19 protein-coding genes and 1 pseudogene are annotated in these 22,188 nt (G+C 62.5%); 8 read left to right on the top strand and 12 right to left on the bottom strand.

The genetic code is table 11. From position 1 onward, the window contains the following. Positions 1 to 145 precede the first annotated feature (145 nt). The gene (locus J4G43_RS50695) at positions 146 to 652 is read right to left on the bottom strand and encodes a MarR family winged helix-turn-helix transcriptional regulator (RefSeq protein ID WP_208083550.1); all 507 of its coding nucleotides are present in this window, start codon (positions 650 to 652) and stop codon (positions 146 to 148) included. 83 nt (positions 653 to 735) lie between these two features. Between J4G43_RS50695 and J4G43_RS50690 the strand changes: the two genes are divergently transcribed. Genes J4G43_RS50690 through J4G43_RS50680 form a run of 3 tightly spaced genes read left to right on the top strand, consistent with a single transcriptional unit; the run spans position 736 to position 3,543 of the window. Then, entirely contained in the window at positions 736 to 1,944 is a 1,209-nt protein-coding gene (locus tag J4G43_RS50690; RefSeq protein ID WP_208083549.1) for a cytochrome P450, read from the top strand. A 12-nt stretch (positions 1,945 to 1,956) separates the two neighbouring features. Further along, complete coding sequence (locus J4G43_RS50685; protein WP_208067634.1) at positions 1,957 to 2,280, top strand: 2Fe-2S iron-sulfur cluster-binding protein; 324 nt, start codon at positions 1,957 to 1,959, stop codon at positions 2,278 to 2,280. 51 nt (positions 2,281 to 2,331) lie between these two features. Continuing rightward, a complete protein-coding gene (locus J4G43_RS50680; RefSeq protein ID WP_208083548.1) occupies positions 2,332 to 3,543 on the top strand; it encodes an ABC transporter substrate-binding protein in 1,212 nt (403 codons plus the stop codon). Between the two features lie 182 nt (positions 3,544 to 3,725). Here J4G43_RS50680 and J4G43_RS50675 read toward each other — a convergent pair whose 3' ends face one another. Beyond that, the gene (locus J4G43_RS50675) at positions 3,726 to 4,988 is read right to left on the bottom strand and encodes an NAD(P)/FAD-dependent oxidoreductase (protein WP_208083547.1); all 1,263 of its coding nucleotides are present in this window, start codon (positions 4,986 to 4,988) and stop codon (positions 3,726 to 3,728) included. A 300-nt stretch (positions 4,989 to 5,288) separates the two neighbouring features. On the opposite strand from J4G43_RS50675, the gene J4G43_RS50670 reads away from it, so the two are divergent. Continuing rightward, positions 5,289 to 6,461, top strand: a complete 1,173-nt coding sequence (locus J4G43_RS50670) for an ABC transporter substrate-binding protein (RefSeq protein WP_028148067.1) — start codon at positions 5,289 to 5,291, stop codon at positions 6,459 to 6,461. A 198-nt stretch (positions 6,462 to 6,659) separates the two neighbouring features. Here J4G43_RS50670 and J4G43_RS50665 read toward each other — a convergent pair whose 3' ends face one another. The 8 genes and pseudogenes from J4G43_RS50665 to J4G43_RS50630 form a co-directional block, all read right to left on the bottom strand. Further along, positions 6,660 to 8,531: a bifunctional sugar phosphate isomerase/epimerase/4-hydroxyphenylpyruvate dioxygenase family protein gene (locus J4G43_RS50665; RefSeq protein WP_208083546.1), complete on the bottom strand. Its 1,872-nt coding sequence runs from the start codon at positions 8,529 to 8,531 to the stop codon at positions 6,660 to 6,662. Further along, positions 8,528 to 9,265, bottom strand: a complete 738-nt coding sequence (locus tag J4G43_RS50660; RefSeq protein ID WP_208083545.1) for an ABC transporter ATP-binding protein — start codon at positions 9,263 to 9,265, stop codon at positions 8,528 to 8,530. Before J4G43_RS50660 ends, J4G43_RS50665 begins: the two co-directional genes overlap by 4 nt. Positions 9,266 to 9,274: 9 nt before the next feature. Then, the gene (locus J4G43_RS50655) at positions 9,275 to 10,018 is read right to left on the bottom strand and encodes an ABC transporter ATP-binding protein (RefSeq protein ID WP_208083544.1); all 744 of its coding nucleotides are present in this window, start codon (positions 10,016 to 10,018) and stop codon (positions 9,275 to 9,277) included. After that, positions 10,015 to 11,013, bottom strand: coding sequence for a branched-chain amino acid ABC transporter permease (locus J4G43_RS50650; protein WP_014491256.1), 999 nt, complete (start codon positions 11,011 to 11,013; stop codon positions 10,015 to 10,017). The genes J4G43_RS50655 and J4G43_RS50650 overlap by 4 nt, the downstream gene beginning before the upstream one ends. After that, positions 11,010 to 11,885: a branched-chain amino acid ABC transporter permease gene (locus J4G43_RS50645; protein ID WP_208083543.1), complete on the bottom strand. Its 876-nt coding sequence runs from the start codon at positions 11,883 to 11,885 to the stop codon at positions 11,010 to 11,012. Before J4G43_RS50645 ends, J4G43_RS50650 begins: the two co-directional genes overlap by 4 nt. 231 nt (positions 11,886 to 12,116) lie before the next feature. Beyond that, on the bottom strand, positions 12,117 to 13,247 hold the full coding sequence (locus J4G43_RS50640) for an ABC transporter substrate-binding protein (protein WP_063979908.1): 1,131 nt from the start codon (positions 13,245 to 13,247) through the stop codon (positions 12,117 to 12,119). A 58-nt stretch (positions 13,248 to 13,305) separates the two neighbouring features. Beyond that, positions 13,306 to 14,184, bottom strand: a complete 879-nt coding sequence (locus tag J4G43_RS50635) for a shikimate dehydrogenase (protein WP_208083542.1) — start codon at positions 14,182 to 14,184, stop codon at positions 13,306 to 13,308. Between the two features lie 144 nt (positions 14,185 to 14,328). Continuing rightward, positions 14,329 to 14,661 (bottom strand): annotated as a pseudogene (locus J4G43_RS50630) (LysR substrate-binding domain-containing protein); the annotation flags it as partial. Positions 14,662 to 14,684: 23 nt separating this feature from the next. Here J4G43_RS50630 and J4G43_RS50625 point away from each other — a divergent pair. Further along, the gene (locus J4G43_RS50625) at positions 14,685 to 15,083 is read left to right on the top strand and encodes a restriction endonuclease (protein ID WP_208083541.1); all 399 of its coding nucleotides are present in this window, start codon (positions 14,685 to 14,687) and stop codon (positions 15,081 to 15,083) included. Positions 15,084 to 15,702: 619 nt separating this feature from the next. After that, positions 15,703 to 16,212, top strand: a complete 510-nt coding sequence (locus J4G43_RS50620; RefSeq protein ID WP_208083540.1) for a hypothetical protein — start codon at positions 15,703 to 15,705, stop codon at positions 16,210 to 16,212. 379 nt (positions 16,213 to 16,591) lie between these two features. Here the strand turns inward: J4G43_RS50620 and J4G43_RS50615 are convergent, their stop codons facing one another. Then, a complete protein-coding gene (locus J4G43_RS50615; RefSeq protein WP_038952271.1) occupies positions 16,592 to 17,860 on the bottom strand; it encodes an IS256 family transposase in 1,269 nt (422 codons plus the stop codon). Positions 17,861 to 18,139: 279 nt separating this feature from the next. Between J4G43_RS50615 and J4G43_RS50610 the strand changes: the two genes are divergently transcribed. Beyond that, positions 18,140 to 20,044, top strand: coding sequence for a pentapeptide repeat-containing protein (locus J4G43_RS50610; RefSeq protein ID WP_208083539.1), 1,905 nt, complete (start codon positions 18,140 to 18,142; stop codon positions 20,042 to 20,044). 455 nt (positions 20,045 to 20,499) lie between these two features. Here J4G43_RS50610 and J4G43_RS50605 read toward each other — a convergent pair whose 3' ends face one another. Further along, positions 20,500 to 21,498 carry an aldo/keto reductase gene (locus tag J4G43_RS50605; protein ID WP_208083538.1) on the bottom strand — a complete coding sequence of 333 codons (999 nt, stop codon included), beginning with the start codon at positions 21,496 to 21,498 and terminating at the stop codon, positions 20,500 to 20,502. 435 nt (positions 21,499 to 21,933) lie between these two features. Here J4G43_RS50605 and J4G43_RS50600 point away from each other — a divergent pair, with 435 nt between their 5' ends. Beyond that, the gene (locus J4G43_RS50600) at positions 21,934 to 22,134 is read left to right on the top strand and encodes a DUF6494 family protein (RefSeq protein ID WP_027548237.1); all 201 of its coding nucleotides are present in this window, start codon (positions 21,934 to 21,936) and stop codon (positions 22,132 to 22,134) included. The last annotated feature ends 54 nt before the right edge of the window (positions 22,135 to 22,188 follow it).

Below are 22,188 nucleotides of genomic sequence, written 5' to 3'. Positions count from 1 at the left end.
TTTGTGCGAACCGTTCCAGACAAGGATGACGGCGGGGGAACCGCTGCGCCTGATCCTGGAGGAAACGATGCTCGGCAGAGAGGGTGCCGCGGGCAAATGCCGGCGTATGCCTGAAGGCGGCGATGCCGCGCGCTTCACGCGCGCGTCAGGTGGTGCTGCTGCCGGTCACTGCGCCGAGATTTTCGTGCAGCCGGCGCAGCAGATCGATCAGCACCTCGCGCTCGTCCTTGCTCAGGCAGGACAACAGCCGCCGCTCGCGCTCGAACGCCGCGACGATCACCTTGTCATGGGTGGCGCGGCCTCTGGCCGTGAGCGCGATGGAATGGGTGCGGCCGTCGTTCGGGTCGGTGCGGATCGACACCAGCCCACGCTTCTCGAGGCCGGCAAGCGTCCGGCTCACCGGCCCCTTGTCAAAACCGATGACGTGGCAGATCCGCGAGGCGGGAATGCCGGGCTCGATCGCCAGCAGCGACATGATCCGCCATTCCGTGACGTTGACGCCAAACTCTCGCTGGTAGAACGCGGTGGCGCTGTTCGAGAGCTTGTTGGCGATGAAGGTGATGAAAGCCGGGACGTAACGGTCGAGATCGAGCGTCGGCCCGGTTTCGGCGGGTGCGGGCCTTTGGCGGGCTCTGGTCGAAGACGGCGGCATATCGGTCTTTTGTCTCGCGGCGTGTCCGAAGACCTAAGGGCAAGCGCGGCTCTTTCACAAGATCAAAATGAGGGAGGACTTCAATGAGCGCACCTGGCTCCGCCGTATCAGGCGTCCCGCATCTCGACGTCGATCCCTTCGACATGAATTTTTTCGCCGACCCCTATCCCACGCACGAGCTGCTGCGGGAGGCAGGTCCGGTCGTCTATCTCGACCAGTGGAACGTCTATGGCGTGGCACGCTATGCCGAGGTCCACGCCGTGCTGAACGATCCCGCGACGTTCTGCTCCAGCCGCGGCGTGGGCCTCTCCGATTTCAAGAAGGAGACGCCGTGGCGGCCGCCGAGCCTGATCCTCGAGGCGGATCCGCCCGCGCATACGCGGACCCGCGCCGTGCTCTCAAAGGTGCTGTCGCCGACCGTGATGAAGCAGGTGCGCGACCGCTTTGCCGCGGCGGCCGAGGAGCGGGTGGACGCGCTGATCGAAAGGCGCAGCTTCGACGCGATCGCCGACCTCGCCGAGGCCTATCCGCTCTCGATCTTCCCGGATGCGCTTGGGCTGAAATCCGAGGGGCGCGAGCATCTGATTCCCTACGCGAGCGTCGTGTTCAACGCATTCGGGCCGCCCAACGAGCTGCGCCGGGAGGCGATTGCACGTTCGACGCCCCACCAAGCCTATGTTGCCGAGCAGTGCCAGCGCGAGAACCTTGCGCCCGGCGGCTTCGGCGCCTGCATTCATGCACAGGTCGACGAGGGCGCGATCACGGCCACCGAAGCGCCGCTGCTGGTGCGCTCGCTGCTGTCGGCTGGTCTCGACACCACTGTCAACGGCATCGGCGCGGCCGTCTATTGCCTCGCGCGCTTCCCCGAACAATGGCAGCGCCTGCGCGGCGATCTCACGCTCGCGCGTAGCGCCTTCGAGGAAGCGGTTCGTTTCGAAAGCCCGGTGCAGACCTTCTTCCGCACCACCACACGTGAGGTCGAGCTGTCAGGCGCGACGATCGGCGAAGGTGAGAAGGTGCTGATGTTCCTTGCCGCCGCCAATCGCGATCCGCGCCGCTGGGACAAGCCCGACAGCTACGACGTCACGCGCCGCTCGTCCGGCCATGTCGGTTTCGGCTCCGGCATCCACATGTGCGTCGGCCAGCTCGTCGCGCGCCTCGAAGGCGAAGTGATGCTGACGGCGCTGGCGCGGCGTATCGCGAAGATCGAGATCACGGGCGAGCCGAAACGCCGCTTCAACAACACGCTGCGCGGGCTCGACAGCCTGCCGATCACGATCACCCCGGCCTGACGAGGAGCCTTGATGCCCGCCATCACTTTCATCCATGCCGACGGCAAGTCCGATCGTGTCGAAACTTCAGGCGACGAAAGCGCCATGCAGGCCGCGACCCGCCATGGTCTCGACGGCATCCTGGCCGAGTGCGGTGGCAATGCCATGTGTGCGACCTGCCACGTCTATATCGACGCAGCCTGGCTCGCGCGCCTGCCCGCGATGGCTGATGACGAAGACGCGCTGCTCGACGGCACCGCCGCCGAGCGGCTGCCGAACAGCCGGCTGGCCTGCCAGATCATGATTACGCCCGCGCTCGACGGGCTGGTGCTGAGATTGCCGGAACGGCAGGTCTGATTCCAGAACGTGCCGGCGGCGACCGGCGCGACACACAAAGGGGAGGGAACGATGAAACACCTGAAATGGACACTCGCGCTGGCGGCGAGCCTGATGAGTGGCGCGGCGAGCGCCGAGATCTCCGACAATGTCGTGCGCGTCGGCGTGCTCAACGACATCTCGGGCATCTTCCAGGACACCAACGGCATGGGCTCGGTCGAGGCCGCGCGGATGGCGGCCGAGGATTTCAACGGCGGCGGCAAAGGCATCAAGGTCGAGATCGTCTACGCCGACCACCAGAACAAGGCGGATGTCGGCAACGCGATCGCGCGCAAATGGCTCGATGTCGAGGGTGTTGACGCCATAGTCGACGTGCCGAATTCGGCCGTCGGCCTCTCCATCAACACGCTGCTGCGCGACAGCCGCATGACCTTCCTGGCGTCGTCCACCGCAAGCTCGGATCTCACCGGCAAGGCCTGCTCGCCCAATACGATCCAATGGGTCAACGATGCCTGGGCGACCGGCAACACCACCGCGGCCGCGATGATGTCGCGCGGTGGCAAGGACTGGTATTTCCTCACGGTCGACTATGCGCTCGGCAAGGGCATCGAGGCGGAGGCGCAGAAATACATCGAGGCGCACGGCGGCAAGGTGCTCGGTTCCTCGAAACATCCGCTCGGCACCTCCGACTTCGCCTCCTTTCTGTTGCAGGCGCAGGGCTCGAAAGCGCAGGTGATCGGCCTCGCCAATGCCGGCGGCGACACCATCAACGCGGTGAAGCAGGCTGCCGAGTTCGGCATCCAGCAAGGCGGGCAGAAGCTCGTCGCGTTCCTGCTCTTCATCAACGACGTCCATGGCATGGGTATCAAGGTCGCCCAGGGCCTCCAGCTCATGGAAGCGTTTTACTGGGACATGAACGACGACACCCGCGCGTTTGCGAAACGCTTCGCTGCGCGGCCCGGCATGAACGGCAAGATGCCGAGCGGCAACCAGGCCGGCGTCTATGCCTCGACGCTCGCTTATCTGAACGCGGTCGCCGCGACCGGCAGCGACAATGCGAAGGACGCCGTGCCCGAGATGAAGAAGTTTAGGGGTAAGGACAAGCTGTTCGGCGACACCACGATCCGCCAGGACGGCCGCGTCGTGCATCCCATGTATCTGTTCGAGGTGAAGAAGCCGGAGGAGTCGAAATATCCGTACGACTATTACAAGCTGGTCTCGACGATCCCGGCGGATCAGGCGTTCCGGCCGCTCGCGGAGGGCGGATGTGAGCTGGTGAAGTAGGCAACAGCGTAGCCGCGAGCGCGGTCTTCCTTCACCTCTCCCCGCTTGCGGGGAGAGGTCGGATCGTTCTTGCGATCCGGGTGAGGGGGTACAGGTCTATCGACGATCTCGCGTGTGGAGAGAAGCCCCTCACCCCAACCCTCTCCCCGTAAGAACGGGGAGAGGGAGAAGCGGCAGCGTCCCTACGCCACCTTGCTACTCCCCTGCGTGATCAACCTCGCCGCGCGCTGGTCGCGGGCGTAGATCCAGAGCCAGCTCAGGGCGACGCTGAGGCGGTGGCGCAGGCCGATCAGGAAGTAGATGTGGGCGATGCCCCAGATCCACCATGCGATGGTGCCGCGCAGCTTGACCTTGCCGAAATCGATCACGGCGAGCCGCTTGCCGATCTGTGCGAGGCTACCGGAGTGCTTGTAACGGAATGCACCTTTGTTCTCGCCACGCAGGCGCGCCTTGATGGTCTCGGCGACGTGCCGGCCCTGCTGCTTGGCGGCCGGCGCGATGCCGGGCACCGGCTTCCCCTCCCAGGCGTTGATCACAACAGTGTCGCCGATCGCAAAGATTTCGGGATGACCAGGTATCGTCAGATCGTCTTGGACCTCCACGCGCCCGGCGCGATCGCTTGGTGCACCTAGCCATTCGGCGGCGGGCGAGGCGCGCACGCCGGCGGCCCAGATCCGCGTCTTTGCTTCGAGCAGCTTGCCGCCGAATACGACGCCCTCACGGTTGATCTCGGTGACGGCCTGGCCCAGCACGACCTCGACGCCGATCTTTTCCAGCGACGCTTGCGCATAGGCCGAGAGATCATCGGGGAAGCCTGCGAGCACGCGCGGTCCGGCCTCGATCAGCACCACGCGTGCCTTGTGGGTGTCGATGTTGCGGAAGTCGGCGGGGAGCGTGTGGTGCGCCATTTCGGCGATGGTGCCGGCGAGTTCGACGCCGGTGGGGCCGGCGCCGACGATGACGAAGGTCAGCCGCGCCGCGCGTTTGGCCGGATCGGTCTCGCGCTCGGCGCGCTCGAATGCAACCAGGATGTGACGGCGCAGCGTGGTCGCGTCTTCCAGCGTCTTCAGGCCGGGGGCGAACTGCTCCCACTCGTCATGGCCGAAATAGGCATGGCGCGCGCCGGTGGCGAGCACCAGCGTGTCGTAGGGCACCTCGCTGCCGTCGTCGATCAGCACGCAGCGCCGGTCGGCATCGACGCCACTCACCGTCGCAAACAGGGTCGTCACCTCGCGCCGGTCGCGCATCAGGTGCCGGACCGGCCAGGCGATTTCGCTGGTCGCGAGCGAGGCGGTCGCGACCTGGTAGAGCAGCGGCTGGAACAGGTGATGGTTGCGGCGGTCGATCAGCGTGATGTCGACCGGCGCGCCCGCAAGCCGGTAGGTCGCCTCCAGCCCGCCGAAGCCGGCTCCGACGATGACGACGCGGTGGGGATTTGCGGCCATGATAACACCCTCGAATCTCGCTGCTGCTCTCCTTCATGTAAGTGCGCATTGGGCGCCGTAGTCCAATAGCCGTCATCAATGGCGGCATAGGCGGGGCGTATCGTCATCCCGCGAAAAAGCGCCGCAGCCTTGGTCGAAGTGAGTAGAATTATATTTCTTGCCATCCTCGATTGGGGCGAAATATGGTGCAGGGGCGGGCGCTGAGCCATTGGCGGCGCGACAGATTTTGCGTTCAATAGAGACAGACCCGGGGCGGCGATCACCCCGTTTCCGGGATCAATAATAAGGAGGGGAGTGGTTATGAGGACGGCATTCTGGCTGGCGGGCGCAGCGGCGCTGGTGCTGGCAAATCAGGCATTCGCCGGCGACACCATCAAGATCGGTTTCGTTTCGACCTTCAGCGGCCCGACCGCCGTGATCGGCAACGACATGCGCAACTCCTTCGAGCTCGCGCTGGATCACATCGGCCGCAAGATGGACGGCAAGCCGGTCGAGGTGATCTACGAGGACGACGGGCAGAAGCCCGATGTCGGCAAGCAGAAGACCGAGAAGCTGGTGCAGTCCGACAAGGTCGATTTCATCGTCGGCTACATCTGGTCGAACGTGCTCCTGGCATCGCTCAAGACCGCGGTGGACTCGCAGACCTTCCTGATCTCGGCCAATGCCGGTCCGTCGCAGCTCGCCGGCGAACTGTGCTCGCCTTACGTGTTCTCGACCTCCTGGCAGAACGACCAGACGCCGGCCGCCATGGGCCTCTATATGAACCAGAAGGGCGTCAAGAGCGTGTTCCTGATCGGGCCGAACTACGCGGCCGGCAAGGACATGCTCGCGGGTCTGAAGAGCACGTTCAAGGGTGAGGTCAAGGGCGAGGAATACACGGTCTGGCCGAGCCAGCTCGATTTCTCCGCCGAGCTCTCCAAGGCGCGCGCCTCCGGCGCCGAGTCGATATTCGTGTTCTATCCCGGTGCGGCCGGCGTGCAGTTCCTCAATCAATATGCGCAGGCCGGCCTGAAGAGCACGATGCCGCTCTACACCGCCTTCACGGTCGACGAGCTGTCGCTGCCGCTCCAGAAGGAGAACGCGCTCGGCGTGCCCGGCGCGCAGGAATGGGTCAACGATCTCCCGAACGAGCAGAACAAGCGCTTCGTCGCCGACTACCGGAAGAAGTACCCCAATCTGCGCCCGACCTATTACGGCGCCCAGGCCTATGACGCGGCCCAGCTCATCAACAGCGCGGTGGTCGCGGTGAAGGGCGACACCAGCAAGAAGGACGCGATGAAGGCCGAGATGGAGAAGGCCAACTTCAAGTCGCTGCGCGGCCCGTTCAAATACGGCAAGAACCACATTCCGGTGCAGAGCTTCTATCTCCAGGACGTGGTCAAGGACGGCGAAGGCCAGCTCTCGCTGAAGACGGTCGCGACCATCGTGGAGAACGATCAGGATCGCTTCCACGACAAGTGCGCGATGAAGTGAGTTGATGCTCCGGCCGCCTCTTCCCCTCTCCCCGCTTGCGGGGTGAGGGGGAATCTCCGCGGGGACGGCCGAAGTTAAGCTCGCAGCTACTCACCACATCGTCATTGCGAGCGCAGCGAGGCAATCCAGAATCTTTCCGCGGAAAGATTCTGGATTGCTTCGTCGCTTCGCTCCTCGCAATGACGACGTGGATGGAGCCTACACCCGCGGCATGCTCGCAGGCCTTACCTCGCGGGCCTGCGCCGCGAGCCTGATCCCGGCATTGGCTGCCCCAAATCCCTGATAGTCCCGTCGCTCCACGATCTCGAAGAAGAAGCGCTCATCGAAGATGTGGGTGTAGACCTGGAAGAACTCGCCGTCGCCTTCGCGGTCGTAGAGGATGTGGTTGGCGCGCAGCTGCGCCATCAGGTCGGGCGCGAGGTCATATTTGGCTTCGATGTCGTCGTAGTAGTTATCGGGGATATCCAGGAAATCCGCGCCACGCTTGCGCATCGCGGCGACCGTCGCAAAAATGTCCCAGCAGGAGAACGCGACGTGCTGCACGCCCGAGCCGAAGAACTCCGAGATGAAACGCGCCGGCAGGGTACGGTTGGCGGATGAGCCGTTGAGCACGAAGCGCAGGCTCTGGTCGGCGTTGATGACCGCCTGGCTCTGCACGAGGCCACGCGGGTCGGCGATCTCCATCTGCGGCAGCCGCTTCAGGTCGAGGATGCCGGTGTAGAACAGCAGCCAGGACAGCATCTCGTCGTAGGGCATCGACTGCGCGATGTGATCGACGGCAAGCAGGGCGTCGGCGTTCGCGTCACTTGCGACCGGCTCGAAATCGGTATCCCAGTTCTTGCCGGCCTGATCGAGGAAATAGAGCAGGCTGCCGCCGACGCCATGGATCGCGGGAATCTCCAGCTCGCCCGGCCCGACCGGCTGGTAGAAGGTGCGCGTCTTCAGCGCTTCGGCGCGCTGCATGGCAATGCCGGCATTGTCGACGTCGAGCGCAATCGCGCAGACGCCGGGGCCGTGCGTGACGTAATGCGAATGCGCAAAGCCGTCGGTCTCGCAATTGATCACGAGCTCGACCTTGCCCTGCGACCAGCGCTCCACGGCCTTGCTGCGATGCTTGCCGGTCTTGCGGAAGCCCAGCTGCGCGAACAGGCGGGCGAGGTCGACCGCCTTGGTCTCGTTGACGGCAAACTCGATGAAGCCGGTGCCATGGCTCTTCGCCTTCGGCGCCAGCGGCTCGCTGACAAGCTTCGGCCAATCCGGTGCGAGCTGGTCCTCCAGCAGGATCAGCGAACGCAGGCCGTCGACCGCGGTCTGCGCGGATGAGCCGGCGCGGAACTGGTCGTTGAAGATTTCGAGCGACAGCGGCCCGGCATAGCCGGTCGCCGCGATGGCCTGCATGAACTCGCCGACCGGGAGGTCGCCCTGGCCGGGGAAGGAGCGGAAGTGCCGGCTCCATGAGAGGATGTCGAGCTCGAGCTTTGGCGCATCCGCGAGCTGCACCAGAAAGATCTTGTCGCCGGGGATCGAGGCCATGGCGCGTACCGGAAAGCCGGGCGCGAGCGCGTGAAAACTGTCGAGGATGACGCCGATCGCGGGATGATCGGCGCGGCGCACGATCTCCCAGGCGTCGCGGTAGTCGTTGACATGGCGGCCCCAGGCCAGCGCCTCATAGCCGACGCGCAAGCCGCGCTTGGCCGCGCGCTCGCCGAGCTCGCGAAAATCGTCCGCGGCGCGATCGATGCCGCCGAGCGAGGCGGGCGAGACGTTGGAGCAGATCAGCAGCAGGTCGGTGCCGAGCTCCTGCATCAGGTCGAACTTGCGCTCGGCGCGGGCAAAGTTGCGTGTCCGCTGCGGCTCCGGCATGCCCTCGAAATCGCGGAACGGCTGGAATGCGCAAATCTCGAGATTGAGGTCCTTGCACAGCTGCGCCACCTCGCGCGGGCCCGAGCCGAACGACAGCAGATCGTTCTCGAAGATCTCGACCGAGTCGAACCCGGCTGATGCGATGGCGCGGAGCTTTTCGTCCAGGCTGCCTGAGAGCGAGACGGTCGCGATCGAACGCTTGTTCATGCTGCGTTGTCCTCCATGGCGCCGCCGAGAAAGAGCTGGCCGATGCGCGGATCGTTCAGAATTCGCTTCGCGCCATCGACCATGCGGGTCTGGCCGAGCTCGAGCACGATGCCGATGTCGGAAATCTCCAGCGCCGAGCGCGCGTTCTGCTCGATCATCAGGATGGTGACGCCGCGGTCGCGCAAGCCTTTCAGGATGTCGAAGGTCTGCTGCACCATCAGCGGCGACAACCCGATCGAGGGCTCGTCGATCAGCACGAGCTTTGGCTCGAGCAGCAGCGAGCGCGCGATCTCGAGCTGCTTCTGCTCGCCGCCGGAGAGTGTGGAGGCCTGCTGCGCCGACTTGCGGCGCAGCGCGGGAAACAGGTCGAGCGCGGCTTCGATCCGTGCGGGCAGGTCGATGCCCTTGCCGGCGGAGACGCCGCCGAGCTCGATATTGTGGCCCACCGACAGTTCGGGAAAGATGTTGCGGCCCTGTGGCACGTAGCAGATGCCGGCATTGAGCAGCGCGCGCTGGCTCAAATTGGTGACGTCACGGCCGGCAAAGCTGATCTTGCCTTCGCGCAGCTTCAACAGGCCGAAGATCGCCTTGAACACGGTGGACTTGCCGGCGCCGTTGGGGCCGATGATGGTGGTGATGGTCGCTTGCGGCACGGCGAAGGTAGTGCCGTTCAGGATCGTCATCTTGCCGTAGCCGCCGACGAGATTGTGAACCGAGAGGATCGGGTCGCTCATGATGGCTTCCTAATGTCCGAGATAGGCTTCGATCACGGCGGGATTTTTCCGCACTTCATCCGGCCGCCCCATCGCCAGCACCTTGCCCTCCGCCATCACCATCACGCGCGAGCACAGCGACATCACGAATTCCATGTTGTGCTCGATCACGACGAAGGTGGCGTTCTTCTCGCGGTTGATCGCGACCAGGCGATCCTTCAGGTCCGACAGCATCGACGGGTTGACGCCGCCGGCGGGCTCGTCGAGCAGCACAAGGCGCGGGCCGCCCATGAAGGCCATCGCGGCATCGAGCAGTTTTTGCTGGCCATAGGAGAGCCCGCCGGCCGGCTCGTCGGCGAGATGGTCGAGCTTGAAGAAGCCGATCATCTGGTTGGCGGCCTCGGTCAGCCCGGCATCGGAGCGGCCGACCAGGCGCGAGGCCATATTGCCCTGGTGCTCCTGCCCCGCGAGGATCAGGTTCTCGCGCACCGAGAGCTTTGGGAAGACCTGCAAGAGCTGGAAAGTGCGGCTGACCCCGAGCTGGTTGAGCTCGGCGGGACGCAGGCCCGTGACCACCTTGCCGTCGAGCTTGACCTCGCCGCCTGATGGTGTGAGCTGGCCGAGGATGCAGTTGAACAGGGTGGACTTGCCACAGCCGTTCGGGCCGATCAGGCCGAGGATCTCGCCCTCGCGGACGTCGAATGAGACGCCGTCGACCGCGCTGATGCCGCCGAAATTCTTCTTGATGCCGGTGACTTCCAGGACCGCGCTCATTGCACCGTCTCCAGCCGGGACTTTGCCACGGCGCGCAGCGCGGAGGCCGCCTTGGTGCGGCGCTCGGCGAGATAGCGGTCGAGAATTCCCAGAATGCCGGTCGGCGACCAGATCAAGAGCAGCATCACCGCGACCGCGTAGAGCATCAGATAATACCCTTCCGTGAAGCGCAGCCATTCCGGCAACAGCACCGCGATCATCGCGCCGAGGAAGGGGCCGAAATAGAAGCCGGCACCGCCGACGATCACCATCATCAAGAGGTCGAGCGAGAGCGACAGGTTGAACGGCACGGGATCGATATATTGTGTCAGCGGCGCATAGAGCGCGCCGGCGACGCCGCCGAGCGCCGAGCCGATCGCAAAGGCCATCAGCGTATAGCGCCTTGTGTCGACGCCGAGCGACTGCGCGCGCAGCGGATTTTCGCGCAATGCCATGAAGGCGCGGCCCCAGGGCGAGCGGATCAGCCACCACACCGCGAGCGACACGATCGCAAGCGAGCCGAGGCAGACATAATAGAACGGCAGCGGCTTGTTGGTCGCGATGCCGAAGATGTGCGGCCGGGGAATGTTGGAGATGCCGTAGATGCCGCCGGTGAGCCAGCTTTCGTTGCGGAACACCAGGAAGGCGAGGGTGGAGAAGGCGAGGGTGACGAAAGCGAGGTAATGGTGCTGCACGCGCAGCGCGGGATAGCCGAGCACCCAGCCGACTGCGAAGCTCAAGACGATCGCGACCACGATCGCCGCCGGCAGCGGCCAGCCATGGGTGGTCATGATCGCGGCCGCATAGGCGCCGATGCCGACGAAGGCGCCTTGCGCCAGCGAGACCTGGCCGGCATAGCCGAGCGTCAAATTGAGCCCCATCGCGGCGATGCTCATCACCGCCCATTGGCTCAGGATGAACAGGCCGTAGCGGTTGAAGTTCATGGGGACGATGATCAGGCCGGCAATGACGATGAGGCCGAGCGCGATCTTCAACGGTTTGGCGAAGCCGCTCATACGGTGCGCTCCTCGGCGCGGCCGAGCAAGCCCTGCGGCCGGAACAGGATGACGGCGATCAGGAAGATCATCGGCACGGCGGCGCGGTACTGCGTCGAGACATAGGCGGCCGCGAGATTGTCGAGCACGCCGATCAGGAGGCCGCCGGCGATGGCGCCGCGCACCTGGTTGAAGCCGCCGACGATCGCGGCGATGAAGGCGGCCTGGCCGAGCACCTCGCCGGAGGAGAATTTTGCGAGGTAGATCGGCGTGATCAAAAGCGACGCCAGCGCGACCAGGAAGGCGTTGATCAGGAACGTCAGCAGGATCATGCGCTCGACCGGCACGCCGATGATGCGCGCCACCGTCGGGTTCTGCGCCGCCGCCTGCATCTGGTGACCGAGCGACGTGCGGTTGAGAAGGCTCGTCAGGCCGAAGACGGCAAGAATGGCGAGGACGAGGACGCCGATGCTTTGCAGCGATACGGCATGTCCGAGAATGGAGATATCGCCGGTCGGCACGATCGAGGGGAAGGGCGAGGCCTCCGCGCTGAAGAACTGCTTCACGGCCTCCTTGATGCCGATCGCAAGCGCCATCGTCGCGATCGCCAGCGGCAGCACGCCATGGCGCAACATCGGATCGACCAGCAGCATCTTGAAAGCGAGGCCCAGCAGGAGCATCGAGAGCAGGATGCCGAGGATGATCGCGAGCCAGAACGGCGCGCCGGCATGCATCGCCGCCAGCATCAGGAACGCCGGCAGCATTACGAACTCGCCTTGCGCGAAGTTGATGGTTTGCGAGGTCTGCCACAGCAGCGTGAAGCCGACCGCGACCAGCGCATAGATCGCACCGGTGGCAAGGCCTGCGACCAGAAGATCGAACAGATTGGACATTTTCCCCTCTCGTGTCCCTACCGCCGCTCTGTCGTCTCCCTCGCCCCGTTCTTACGGGGAGAGGGCGGGGTGAGGGGCTCTATCCGCGAGCCCATCTCTCACCGTCCTTGCAGAATCACCCCTCACCCCAACCCTCTCCCCGCGAAGAGCGGGGCGAGGGAGAAGAGAGGCCCCCGCATCCGCCTTCGCTGAAGCTTCGGCGGGACGGGCGCGGGGAGAGGCGAAAAAGCCTCACTTCACCTTGGGTAGCACCTGCTTCACCACCTGCTTGCCTTCGACTACCTCGACCAGAAAGCTCTGCCGGTCGATGTCGCCGGTCTCGCTGAAGGTGACGTCCATCAGAATGCCCGGCTCGTCCGCGGCCTTGATGGTCAGGCCGTGCAGCGTGTCGGCGAATGCCTTGCTGTCGACCTTGCCCATCTTCTCGGTGGTGGCCTTGACCATGTAGACGGCGAGATAGCCCTTCAGGCCGTTATGGTCGGGCACGTAATTGTACTTCTTGGCGAACTTGTCGCGGAACGCCTTGATCAGGTCGACCGGTGCGTCCGTGGTGAGGCCGACATGGCCGCGCGCGCCGTTGGCGGCATCGCCGGCGAGCTCGATCACCTTCTGGCCGATCAGCGTGGTCTCGCCCATCAGCGGCGCGGTGACGCCCTGGCGCTTCAGCTCTTTCAGGATGCGCGCACTCTCTTCTTCATTCAGGTAGACGAACACGGCGTCGGGATTGGCGGCCTTGATCTTACCGACGTCGGCGGCGAAGTCGGCTTGTCCCGCTTCAGTCGAGAGATCGGCGACCACCTTGGAACCAAGCCGGTCGAGTTCCTTCACGACGACGTCGCGTCCGCCACGGCCGAAGTCGTTGTTGACCCAGACCACCGCGACCGTCTTCGCCTTCATGTCGTCGTGGATGTACTTTGCGACCTTCGGCATCGACGATTGCTGGCCGAACGAGGTGCGGAACAGGAACTTGTTGCCGGCTTGCGTCAGCTCGGCGGCTTCGCCGCCCATGATCTGAGCGATGCCGGCCTCGGCCGCGAGCGGCGCCGTCACCTTGACCGAGCCGGAATAGCCGGGCCCGAGCAGCACATAGGGCTCGGCGTCGAGCGCCTTCTGCACCTGGGCGCGGGCAACGCCGGGGTTGGACTGCGAATCGGCATGGGTGACCTCCAACTTGCGGCCGAGCACGCCGCCCTTGGCGTTGATCTCCTCGATCGCGAGGTCGATGCCGTTCTTCCAGTTGGTGCCGACAGTGGCGCCGCCGCCCGAGAGTTCGGCGACGTCGGCGAGCTTGATCGCCTGCGCGTGGACGCTGGTTGCAGTCGCGAAGGCAAGCAAGGCGCCTGCCACTAGGGTCGATTTCATAGTCACTCCTCCCATTTTTCGTTGATGTTGTCCGCGGCCTTGTGTCCGGCCGCTTCGGTTACGCTGCGTTGTAGGCTGCGCTTCGTGCCGCCATCACCTCGTCAAATGCCTCTCCCATGACCTCGGTCGATGGGGCAAGGCCGGTGAACAATTCGAAGGCGTCAGCGGCCTGGTAGATCGCGAGCTCCCGCCCGGTCATGATCCGCGCGCCCTTGGCCTGTGCCGCTGCCAGCAGCGGCGTGATCAGCGGTGAATAGACAGCGTCCGCGACCCACATTTTCTCGTGCAGCAAGGTCGCCGGCACCGGCATGCCCCGGTTCGGCAGCATGCCGACCGGCGTGCCGTTGACGAGGCCGGTTGCGCCATCGAGCGCGTCCTCGACGCTTTTCGCTACCGTGGCGCCACCGTGCCTGGCAAGCAATGAAGCGAGCTTTTCGGCGCGCGCCGTCTCGCTGTCGAAAATGCGGAGGCCGGAGACCTTCAGGCTCGCCAGCGCAAAGGCGATCGCCTTGCCGACGCCGCCCGTTCCGATCACGGCGACTGCATTTCCGGACGGTGCCAGCAGCGGCGCGACCGCACGTGCAAACCCGGTCGTGTCGGTGTTGTGGCCGATCAGCCGGCCGTCCCTGGCGACGACGGTGTTGACCGCGCCCATGGCGGCCGCACCCGGCGCCAGTTCGTCGAGCAGCGGGACCACCGCTTCCTTGTAAGGGTAAGTCACGTTGACGCCGGCAAAGCCGAGCCGCCGCACGCCCTCGAGCATCATGCGGAGCCCGGCCGCATCGGCGCCGGCGACCTCGATGAGCTGGTAGTGACCGCGCAGGCCGAGCGCCTCGGCGGCCCGCTCGTGCATGGCAGGGGAGGCGGAGTGCGCAATCGGCGCCCCGATCAGGCCGGTGAGAAGCTTCTTGCTGGCGGCGTATCCGCGCTTGGACATGGTTGGCTATCGTCTCGTTGGGAGCGTTGGGTCCTGGCCATTAGCGGGGAAATCCGCACAATTCCAAGGGGGCTTCCAGTTGCGACGATAGCCTTTCCCCTGCCTAACACAATTACCCATTTATTGGGCAAACCTAACATAATGTTATTTCTTCCGCGCGCGTGCCGGGGCGGCGTTGCCCTCGCTGCGGGACGGCTCCACCGCGCGCATCTCGGCGCGCAGGGACTCGATGAAATACTCGACATGGAGCGACAGCGGCGCGCCGCGCTTCACCGCGATATAGGTCTCGAACCGCGTCGGCTCGGTGATCTTCAACAGCTCGATTCCCGGATAGCCGCCATGGGCCACCGTGAACTGGTCGATGATGGCGATGCCGAGCCCCGCCTTCACCAGCGCACACACCGTGGTGCCGAAGCGCGCGCGGATCGTGATGTTGTAGTCGAGCCGGTGGCGCGCAAAGATCCCGGCCATGATCCGGCTTTCAAATGCATGATCCGCGTGTGATCGTCGACGCCATCACGCGAAGCAGTGTTGATGGAGGCCGAGATGCTGTTGGTCGATACTTGCTCGGTCTGACGGACGATCCGGTCTATGCCGAGTTTTCACTCGAAGCCAAGTGCTACCAGCCTGGGTTGGATGGCGCGCCGATCAATACCGTGGGCGTTCGAGAGGTTTCAAGGTTGATTTCTCGGATCCGCCATCGACAGTTTGGGGTGCTTGTGACCACATCGGTCATCGCGCGCCAAGCCTATGAAGAAGTCCGCGAAGATCGCCATCCGATCATATTTCTCAGCGGGAAAGATATAGCCGAAATTTTGGTTGCGAATGGGTTCAGTACGCCGGCTGCGGTACGCACATTGCTGGATACGGAATTCTGGCTGGCGCCGAGTCCGTCATAGGGCGCGGTGCTCAATAGCGGACGATCGATGTAGCTTAGCCGGTCTCTGCGTCGGCCGTTGGCCGACCTATTCCGTAACATCTCATGTGCGAATCCTCTGATCAGGGCCGCTCTTCACCGGGCCGAGCGACTTCCGCTTTCGAGGAGGGACAGCCACCACCCAGGCGATTTGCGATGTCTGCTAATGACCGATAGTGTTGAAAAGTCCTTTTTGGCTGACGAACGAAATTTTCTACGACCGCTGATGCGTTTCTCATTGGACGACGTGAGGACCTCATCATTTTACACAAAAGCGACCACGAACCTTCGGATCGGCCCTAAAGGGCTTTGCAGCGGCAGGAACGTCTAAGAACCGACTTTCGCGAGATTTTCTCGCCCGCTCGATTTTCGACTTTTTCAACACTATCGACCCATGGCAGCCATCTGATCAGCGGCGCACAGTTCAGATTTGAACCGTCTCTTCAGACTCTTTGCCTCCCGGCTTGTCTCGCAAAGGTGTGACCGGGTGAGAACGCGGCTGCCATTTATTTTCACGCTCCGGTTGAAAGGGCCCCAGCATCGCGCTTATTCTCGTCAGTTATCGGCAGAGGTTCCCGGCAGATCGGTTTAGGGGGGCTTTCATGAGTGATGGCGGCTCCAAGTCAACACTGACTGAAGAAGATGCAAGAGCACTGATCGGCGGTCATGTCTTGAACACGCGCGATTGGTATGTGGAGCAATCAGAAAAGTGGGAATTTCGTAGCGGGGCGCTCCGGTTTTTGTTTGTCTTGCTCTCGGCGGCAATAACTATTGTCGCCGCATATCCGTTTCCTCACCACACCTCCATCATAGGCCCCGAAGACTGGGCAAAATACATAATCGTAATTCTGTCGGCGTCGGCCACGTTGGCGTCAGCGTTATTGACTCGAGGTGGTGCGGAACGAACAGCCAGGTTACGCGAGTTGGGGCGAATTAAGCTGACTGCTCCGCTTGAAAAAACAATTTTGCGATTCACCAGAAAGCCGATGACGGACGAGGAGCGGTTGATAGAACTAGAAGCTCTCTATGATAAGGTGGCCAAGATCGAGCTGTTATATGGGTTCAACCCGCAGGCTGCGGGAAGCGTAAAGTCAGACGCGGATTCGCCGTAGCAATTCCCCCCTCGAGATGAGCCGCTTGCTCGCCCTTGATCGGTACCTACCGCTCGGGTCGGCTCGCTGGCCTGCCGAGTGCCGTCCGAGAAATCACGGTGTTTCGGCCGTGACATTCTGGCGTTTGATAAAGTGCGTTGTCATCGGGCATCAGCCATGGGCTTGCTCTTGAATAGAAGTTCCATCAATTATAGGTTGCTCCATTGTTCCGCGTGCACAAGTAACGAAAGAAAATTTGGCGCTGCGGACGGAGTGCGGCCAAGGGATCAATTTCACAGTTGCTTGCTCCTCCCAACTAACCGTGGACAATGAGGTCCCATGGCAAAGCGAGAACGAGCAGTTTCTCGAGCTATGGCTGATTTTGGGTGACGCGGCCTGATCAGGCGGCGTGGCTTTCAGTGTTCGGAATGACTTCGATTCCGTCGATGAACTTTACACCGGCGATGACTTTCGGCAACTGGTTCGTGCTCTTCAATCGCCGCCAGGTCTTCGATGCGGCGTCGATGAGCTTGAACACCATCAGCTTCGCAGTTTGTTGCGACAGCGATCCCTTGGTCCGCACCGTTCGGTGGCGCACCGTGGCGAAGACGCTCTCGATCGGGTTCGAGCTGCGTAGGTGGATCCAGTGCTCAGCAGGGAAGTCGAAGAAGGCGAGCAGCGCATGGCGATCCTTGATCAGGCACTCCACCGCACGTCCGTATTTGACGTGGTATTTCTCGACGAAGACGTCGATCGCGGTTTCAGCTTCGGCCCGGTGTGGGGCCAGATAGATGTTCCGCAGGTCGTTCTTCATGGGGCCCTGCACGGATTTGGCGACCTTGTCGAGTACGTTGCTCACTTTATGGCACCAGCATCGTTGGTGCCGCGTGCCGGGAAAGGCCTCGTCCAGTGCCTTCCAGAAGCCGAGGGCGCCGTCGCCGATGGCGAGTTGCGGGGCAATCCGTAACCCGCGTTGCCGCAGGTCGATCAGGAGTTCGCGCCAGCTCTGCGCGCTCTCGCGCACGCCGACCTGGAAGCCGATCAGCTCCTTCTTGCCTTCCGGCGTGGTGCCAATCAGCACCAGCATGCATTCGCTGTGATCTTCCATGCGGGCCTGCAGGTACACGCCATCGGCCCAGATGTAGACATAGCGACGCGCCGACAGATCGCGTCTCTGCCAGCGTTCGTACTCGACCTGCCAATCGGCCTTCAGGCCGGCGATCACCGAAGGCGACAGGTTCGGCGCATCCTTGCCGAGCAGCGCCGAGAGCGCCTCCTGGAAGTCGCCGGTCGAGATGCCGCGCAAATAGAGGACCGGGATCAAGGCATCCAGGCTCTTCGTCCGCCGCGCCCATAGCGGCAGGATTGCCGAACTGAAGCGGAGGCGGTCGCCTGGCCCGCTCGCTCCGCGGTCGCGGACCTTGGGACGAGCGACCTCCACCGGACCGATGCCGGTCGCAATCTCGCGCACCGGACCGTGCCCATGTCGGACCAGGCGCGCTCGACCGTCGGGCAGCGTCAGATTGGCCGTGCTGGCCAGAAACGCGCCAACCTCGATCTCGATCGCCCTGGCAAGCAGGTCCCGCGCGCCGGCACGAACGATATCGGTCAGTGGATCATCAACCGCGGACGGCTGACGGAAAGCAAGAACATTGGTAGTCTCGGTCATGGCGTATCGCTCTCCTCGAGAGGTTCTGGCAGGCTCGTCACCCGCCTCGATACGCCGCCTTCCTCACACCGTCATCACCCAGATTCCGCCATAGCTCCAGTTTCTCCGGCAGCACAGCCTAGCTTAAGGCTGAAAACGGAGCTCAAAACTATCGCGGACGCCGCAAACGAGGCTGCCAAGCGCGTAGCGGCACAGTGGCTATACTTTGTGACCGTCATGATTACCCTTGCGGCAATCGTAGGGTCGACCACCCATCGAGCCCTATTCCTTGAGAGCTCAGTGAAGGTCCCGCTCCTCTCCATTGAGTTGCCGCTCTTAAGCTTCTATTTGGCGACGCCAGCCGTATTCGTTACCTTGCATTTCTACGTCTTGGTGCAGTTGCGATTGATGGCCGACAAGGTGAGCGCTTTCGTCGCTGCGGTTGAAAAAGAGTCTGGAGGAAACCCGACCACCCGAGCTTTAGCACTGAAGCAATTGGACTCTTTTGCGGGGGCGCAACTTCTCGCGCTACGGCACCTCGGAAAGTGGTCGCCGCCGGTCCAGATTATGGTGTGGGCGACTTTTGCGGTCTTCCCGGTGCTGTTGTTGCTGTTCATACAACTGCAGTTTCTACCTTATCATAGCGTTGCCGTGACATGGTGGCACCGTGCCAACCTGCTGATTGACTTAGCGCTGCTCTGGCTTCTGTGGTCATCGGGCGGTTCAAGGTTCGGTCGCTGGCAGGCGTTTCCAGCCCTGATCGCCGGCGCGCTGGTGACGTCCATTGTTGTGCTCTTCTCAGTCGTCCTTGCTACCGTGCCGGATGAGTCGGCTGATGGCCTTGCGGAACGTTTGCCCGGCTCCGTTCAAAGTTGCCGGTCTGAGGAAAGCAAAGCGCCTCTATCATCTCTGTGGCAACGTCTTTGGGCATCAATCACCAAAGTGGAGGGCGCACAACGGACCCAAACCGTAAATTGCGGGGTCGAAACCCAGTCCCTCTTCGTCGCGGCCCGTAAGGCGCTCTTCGACGGCCCGATCGATGATACCACCCAGCGCGAAACGAGCCTGTTCTCTCGTAGGCTCATTCTTCCTGACGAAAACTTCGTGCCGGAGGATGAGAAGACTGTCTCCGAATTACGCCGGACGCGCGTCCTGCGGGGCCGCGACCTGAGATACGCAGTATTAGACCGCGCAAATTTGCGGAAGGCAGACTTTACCGGGGCCCGGATGGAAGGCGTATCGCTTGTGGGAGCGCAGCTTCGGGAGGCGAACCTGAAGAATGTGAGGTTGCGGGGAGCTTCGTTGGATGACGCGGAAGCCCAGGATGCTTCGTTTGAGTTAGCGGATCTGAGGGGCGCCTTCCTTACGAGGGCTAATTTGCAAAGCGCATCGTTTGTTTGCGCGCAGCTGCGTGGCGCATGGCTGCTCGCCGCCCAATTGCAGGGCGCTTCTATGCAGTCTGCAAGTTTGCAGGGCGCAAATCTCTCCTATTCCAAGTTGCAGGGTGCAGTATTACAGGATGCGGAGCTCCAGGGTGCCAACTTGGAGGGTGCGGAGCTTCAAGGCATATCCTTCGTCAACGCACAATTGCAAGGCGCAGTTCTGCAGGATGCTAAGATGAAGGGCGCCTCGCTCCAAAACGCTCAGGTATGGCGAACCACTGTTGATCGGGCCTCCGCGCGTGGCTGGTCGAATGAGGTGGACTTGAACGATTTGGGCTTCGCGCAGGAGCCGCCCGAAGATGGAAACCCCTGCGCACCGGAGAGCTTCAAAGGCCCGCAAGACGGGCGAGCTGTAACGTGGGAATATTGGACCAATCTATGGATGTCAGATGTTCCCGAAGGGAAAGCGCTTAATCGAATGGATGCGATCACGCACTTGAAGGTCCTTACCGCCAAGATTTCACCACTCGAAGAAAAGACCCAACGGGCAAATTGGCCCAAGAAGCCCGCCGCGTTGGGCTCCCGCAGAGCAGCGACAATATTGGCTACATTGGCCTGCGACGGCAGCAGTGGACCTCATGTGGCACGAGGTATCATTGCGCAGCTCCTAATTGGGCTCGCTGAGCCCGGCCGCTTTCTGGATTCACAAGGAGCAGGATTTGCGAGTCGGCTCGCCAATACGACCGCCTGCGCCGGTAGCCGCCAACTAAGCGAATCCGATCGCAGGTCCCTGGCGCAAATTGCGACCGGAAGGCCATTCTGAAAGTTTGAGCAAGGCGGCCGCATGCTGCCCGGCTACCCGAGAGACGGTAGAATAGCTGAGTGATCTACTGGCTATCAACGTGGTGGGTGAAGTGGGCATTTTGGGAAAAGTCTTCGGTTCTTCGTTCGACTCCTATTGCACTGCCAGTATAGCGAATAGCGCGACGGCTATTCCTAATCAATCCGGCATGAAGGTTTCCTAAACAATTCGCGTGACCGCGTGGAGGCCTGTCTATAGCACCCCAAGTTTCTCAGATGGCTTTCAGCGGACATGGCTTCTCGTGCGTCAGCGCAATGTACGTCTCTGGCCGCACTTAGCGGACGTCGCAGATGGATGGCGAAGTGTCCGCTGTTGAGAGAAGGACAGACGTAGACGTTCCATAATGACTGATTTGCGAATCTCGGTGGGCCGCCGATTCTAGACTCGCTGCAATCGGGTATGGGCGACCTGGACGATCATCGTGGTTCACCAGAGAATTCCTGCCACAGTGCTGACAGCCGGTCGAATGCAGTTCGCGGTAATGGGCCTTTTTGAACCGCGGCGAGTGCGTCCTCGAACTGTTGCTGCGTCGCTATGCCAACCAAGATAGTGCCCATCGCCGGATGAGACAGCGCAAAGCGCGTGGCGGCTTCGGTCAGGCTTGTAACGAACCCTTCCTTTACCAGCGGGATTAGACGGCGTGCGCGATCGACGTCGGCATCGTAAGTCATGGCCGAACCAATCGGCTCGGGTGCCAGAGCCGCAATCAGATGACGCTCGGTTGAGCCCGATAGTGCGCCGCCGGCCAGCACGCGGATGCCCACCACTCCAACGCCGGCCGCCTTGGTATGATCGAACAATCGTCCGTAGTCTTGCGCCGGATAGTTCGTCGGCAACTCCTCGGCGGCAGATGGATTGAGCATGTTGTAGACGACTTGAGCGCTGTCGAGGACGCAGGCATCGATCACTTGATGCAGTGCGGCCGTGTCTCCTACTGCCGTAATCCCGAGGAAACGAGTCTTCCCCTGCTGACGCAGGCGCTCGAAGGCCGGTACGACGTCTCCGAGCACTTGTCGGACGCTCAGCGCGAATCCGCCTCCCGTCTCGGTAATCGGATTGTGCAGTTGGAAGATGTCGACATGGTCAAGGCCTACTCGCCTTAGACTCCCTTCGAGCGACATCGTTACTGCGTCGGCAATGCGACCGAACTCGCTGGGCAGCAATCGGACTTTGGTGCCGACGGCCACGTTAGCCGGTTTCAGCTTTTGCAAGACGCGGCCAAGATTCTTTTCGGATTCCCCATTGCCGTATTGCACCGCGGTATCGAAGTAGTTCACGCCAGCGGCGATCGCCTGCGCGATGGTACGCTCCTGTTCGGCAGGATCGCCGCGTACCATAAGTCCGCCCACTGCACCGCAGCCGAAGCCCAGCACCGAGAGCTGCATCCCGGTACGCCCAAAGTCCCGCAATTGCATTGTTGTTCCTCCGACTGCATACTGCGAGCGACCAGACGATCACCCTTCATCCAATGCTTGACGAGCTTTCGGCCGTCGCGTGTGTCCGGTGCAGTGTCCAAGATTAGCACTTTTTCGGGACGCGTGAGACGTGGCGCACGTCCTGCCTCAAGTGCCGATCAGGCAGATATCCGGTTTCTGGCCGAGCACCGATCGTTTCCGGTTCTCTGCTATAACCAGACATATCTTGAGCCCGGCGGCATGTCTCAAAGGGGCCACGCGCGGAAGCACTCCACTGAGTGAGACTTTCGCTTCGAGGTGTAGTCTTCAGCTTCGGGCCGAGGTTGCAGGCAATCAGGTTGAGGAGGAAGTCGGCGGCGACGCGAGCGGGGCCTCGGTGTTTCGTCATTGCTCGCCTCGTGTTAGACTTTACCTGCCCAATCAGGGAGAACAGCCATGACCGCCGAGTTCGATGAAGACCGCTTCAATATGGCTATCCGTAAATTTCTGAAGCATGTCGGAGTTACATCGCAACGTGAAATTGAGAACCTAGTGCGTAGCGGGGAGGTGAAGGGTGGCAAGCTCAAACTGCGAATGACCCTGTCCGCTGAGGGGACGCCGCTGAAACATGTGGTCGAGGAAACAGTCGCGCTCTGACGATTGTCCCGGCTGTAGGAAGTCATGGCCCTGATCCTCACGAAGGCTATCATT

The organism is Bradyrhizobium barranii subsp. barranii (assembly GCF_017565645.3).
Taxonomy (GTDB): Bacteria; Pseudomonadota; Alphaproteobacteria; order Rhizobiales; family Xanthobacteraceae; genus Bradyrhizobium; species Bradyrhizobium barranii.
Note: the sequence above shows the minus strand (reverse complement) of the source record. Positions and strands in the feature narration are given on the sequence as shown.

Coding starts and splice junctions, on each gene's coding strand:
- J4G43_RS50695 (WP_208083550.1), bottom strand. CDS start 652: ATGCCGCCGTCTTCGACCAGAGCCCGCCAAAGGCCCGCACCCGCCGAA.
- J4G43_RS50690 (WP_208083549.1), top strand. CDS start 736: ATGAGCGCACCTGGCTCCGCCGTATCAGGCGTCCCGCATCTCGACGTC.
- J4G43_RS50685 (WP_208067634.1), top strand. CDS start 1,957: ATGCCCGCCATCACTTTCATCCATGCCGACGGCAAGTCCGATCGTGTC.
- J4G43_RS50680 (WP_208083548.1), top strand. CDS start 2,332: ATGAAACACCTGAAATGGACACTCGCGCTGGCGGCGAGCCTGATGAGT.
- J4G43_RS50675 (WP_208083547.1), bottom strand. CDS start 4,988: ATGGCCGCAAATCCCCACCGCGTCGTCATCGTCGGAGCCGGCTTCGGC.
- J4G43_RS50670 (WP_028148067.1), top strand. CDS start 5,289: ATGAGGACGGCATTCTGGCTGGCGGGCGCAGCGGCGCTGGTGCTGGCA.
- J4G43_RS50665 (WP_208083546.1), bottom strand. CDS start 8,531: ATGAACAAGCGTTCGATCGCGACCGTCTCGCTCTCAGGCAGCCTGGAC.
- J4G43_RS50660 (WP_208083545.1), bottom strand. CDS start 9,265: ATGAGCGACCCGATCCTCTCGGTTCACAATCTCGTCGGCGGCTACGGC.
- J4G43_RS50655 (WP_208083544.1), bottom strand. CDS start 10,018: ATGAGCGCGGTCCTGGAAGTCACCGGCATCAAGAAGAATTTCGGCGGC.
- J4G43_RS50650 (WP_014491256.1), bottom strand. CDS start 11,013: ATGAGCGGCTTCGCCAAACCGTTGAAGATCGCGCTCGGCCTCATCGTC.
- J4G43_RS50645 (WP_208083543.1), bottom strand. CDS start 11,885: ATGTCCAATCTGTTCGATCTTCTGGTCGCAGGCCTTGCCACCGGTGCG.
- J4G43_RS50640 (WP_063979908.1), bottom strand. CDS start 13,247: ATGAAATCGACCCTAGTGGCAGGCGCCTTGCTTGCCTTCGCGACTGCA.
- J4G43_RS50635 (WP_208083542.1), bottom strand. CDS start 14,184: ATGTCCAAGCGCGGATACGCCGCCAGCAAGAAGCTTCTCACCGGCCTG.
- J4G43_RS50620 (WP_208083540.1), top strand. CDS start 15,703: ATGAGTGATGGCGGCTCCAAGTCAACACTGACTGAAGAAGATGCAAGA.
- J4G43_RS50615 (WP_038952271.1), bottom strand. CDS start 17,860: ATGACCGAGACTACCAATGTTCTTGCTTTCCGTCAGCCGTCCGCGGTT.
- J4G43_RS50605 (WP_208083538.1), bottom strand. CDS start 21,498: ATGCAATTGCGGGACTTTGGGCGTACCGGGATGCAGCTCTCGGTGCTG.
- J4G43_RS50600 (WP_027548237.1), top strand. CDS start 21,934: ATGACCGCCGAGTTCGATGAAGACCGCTTCAATATGGCTATCCGTAAA.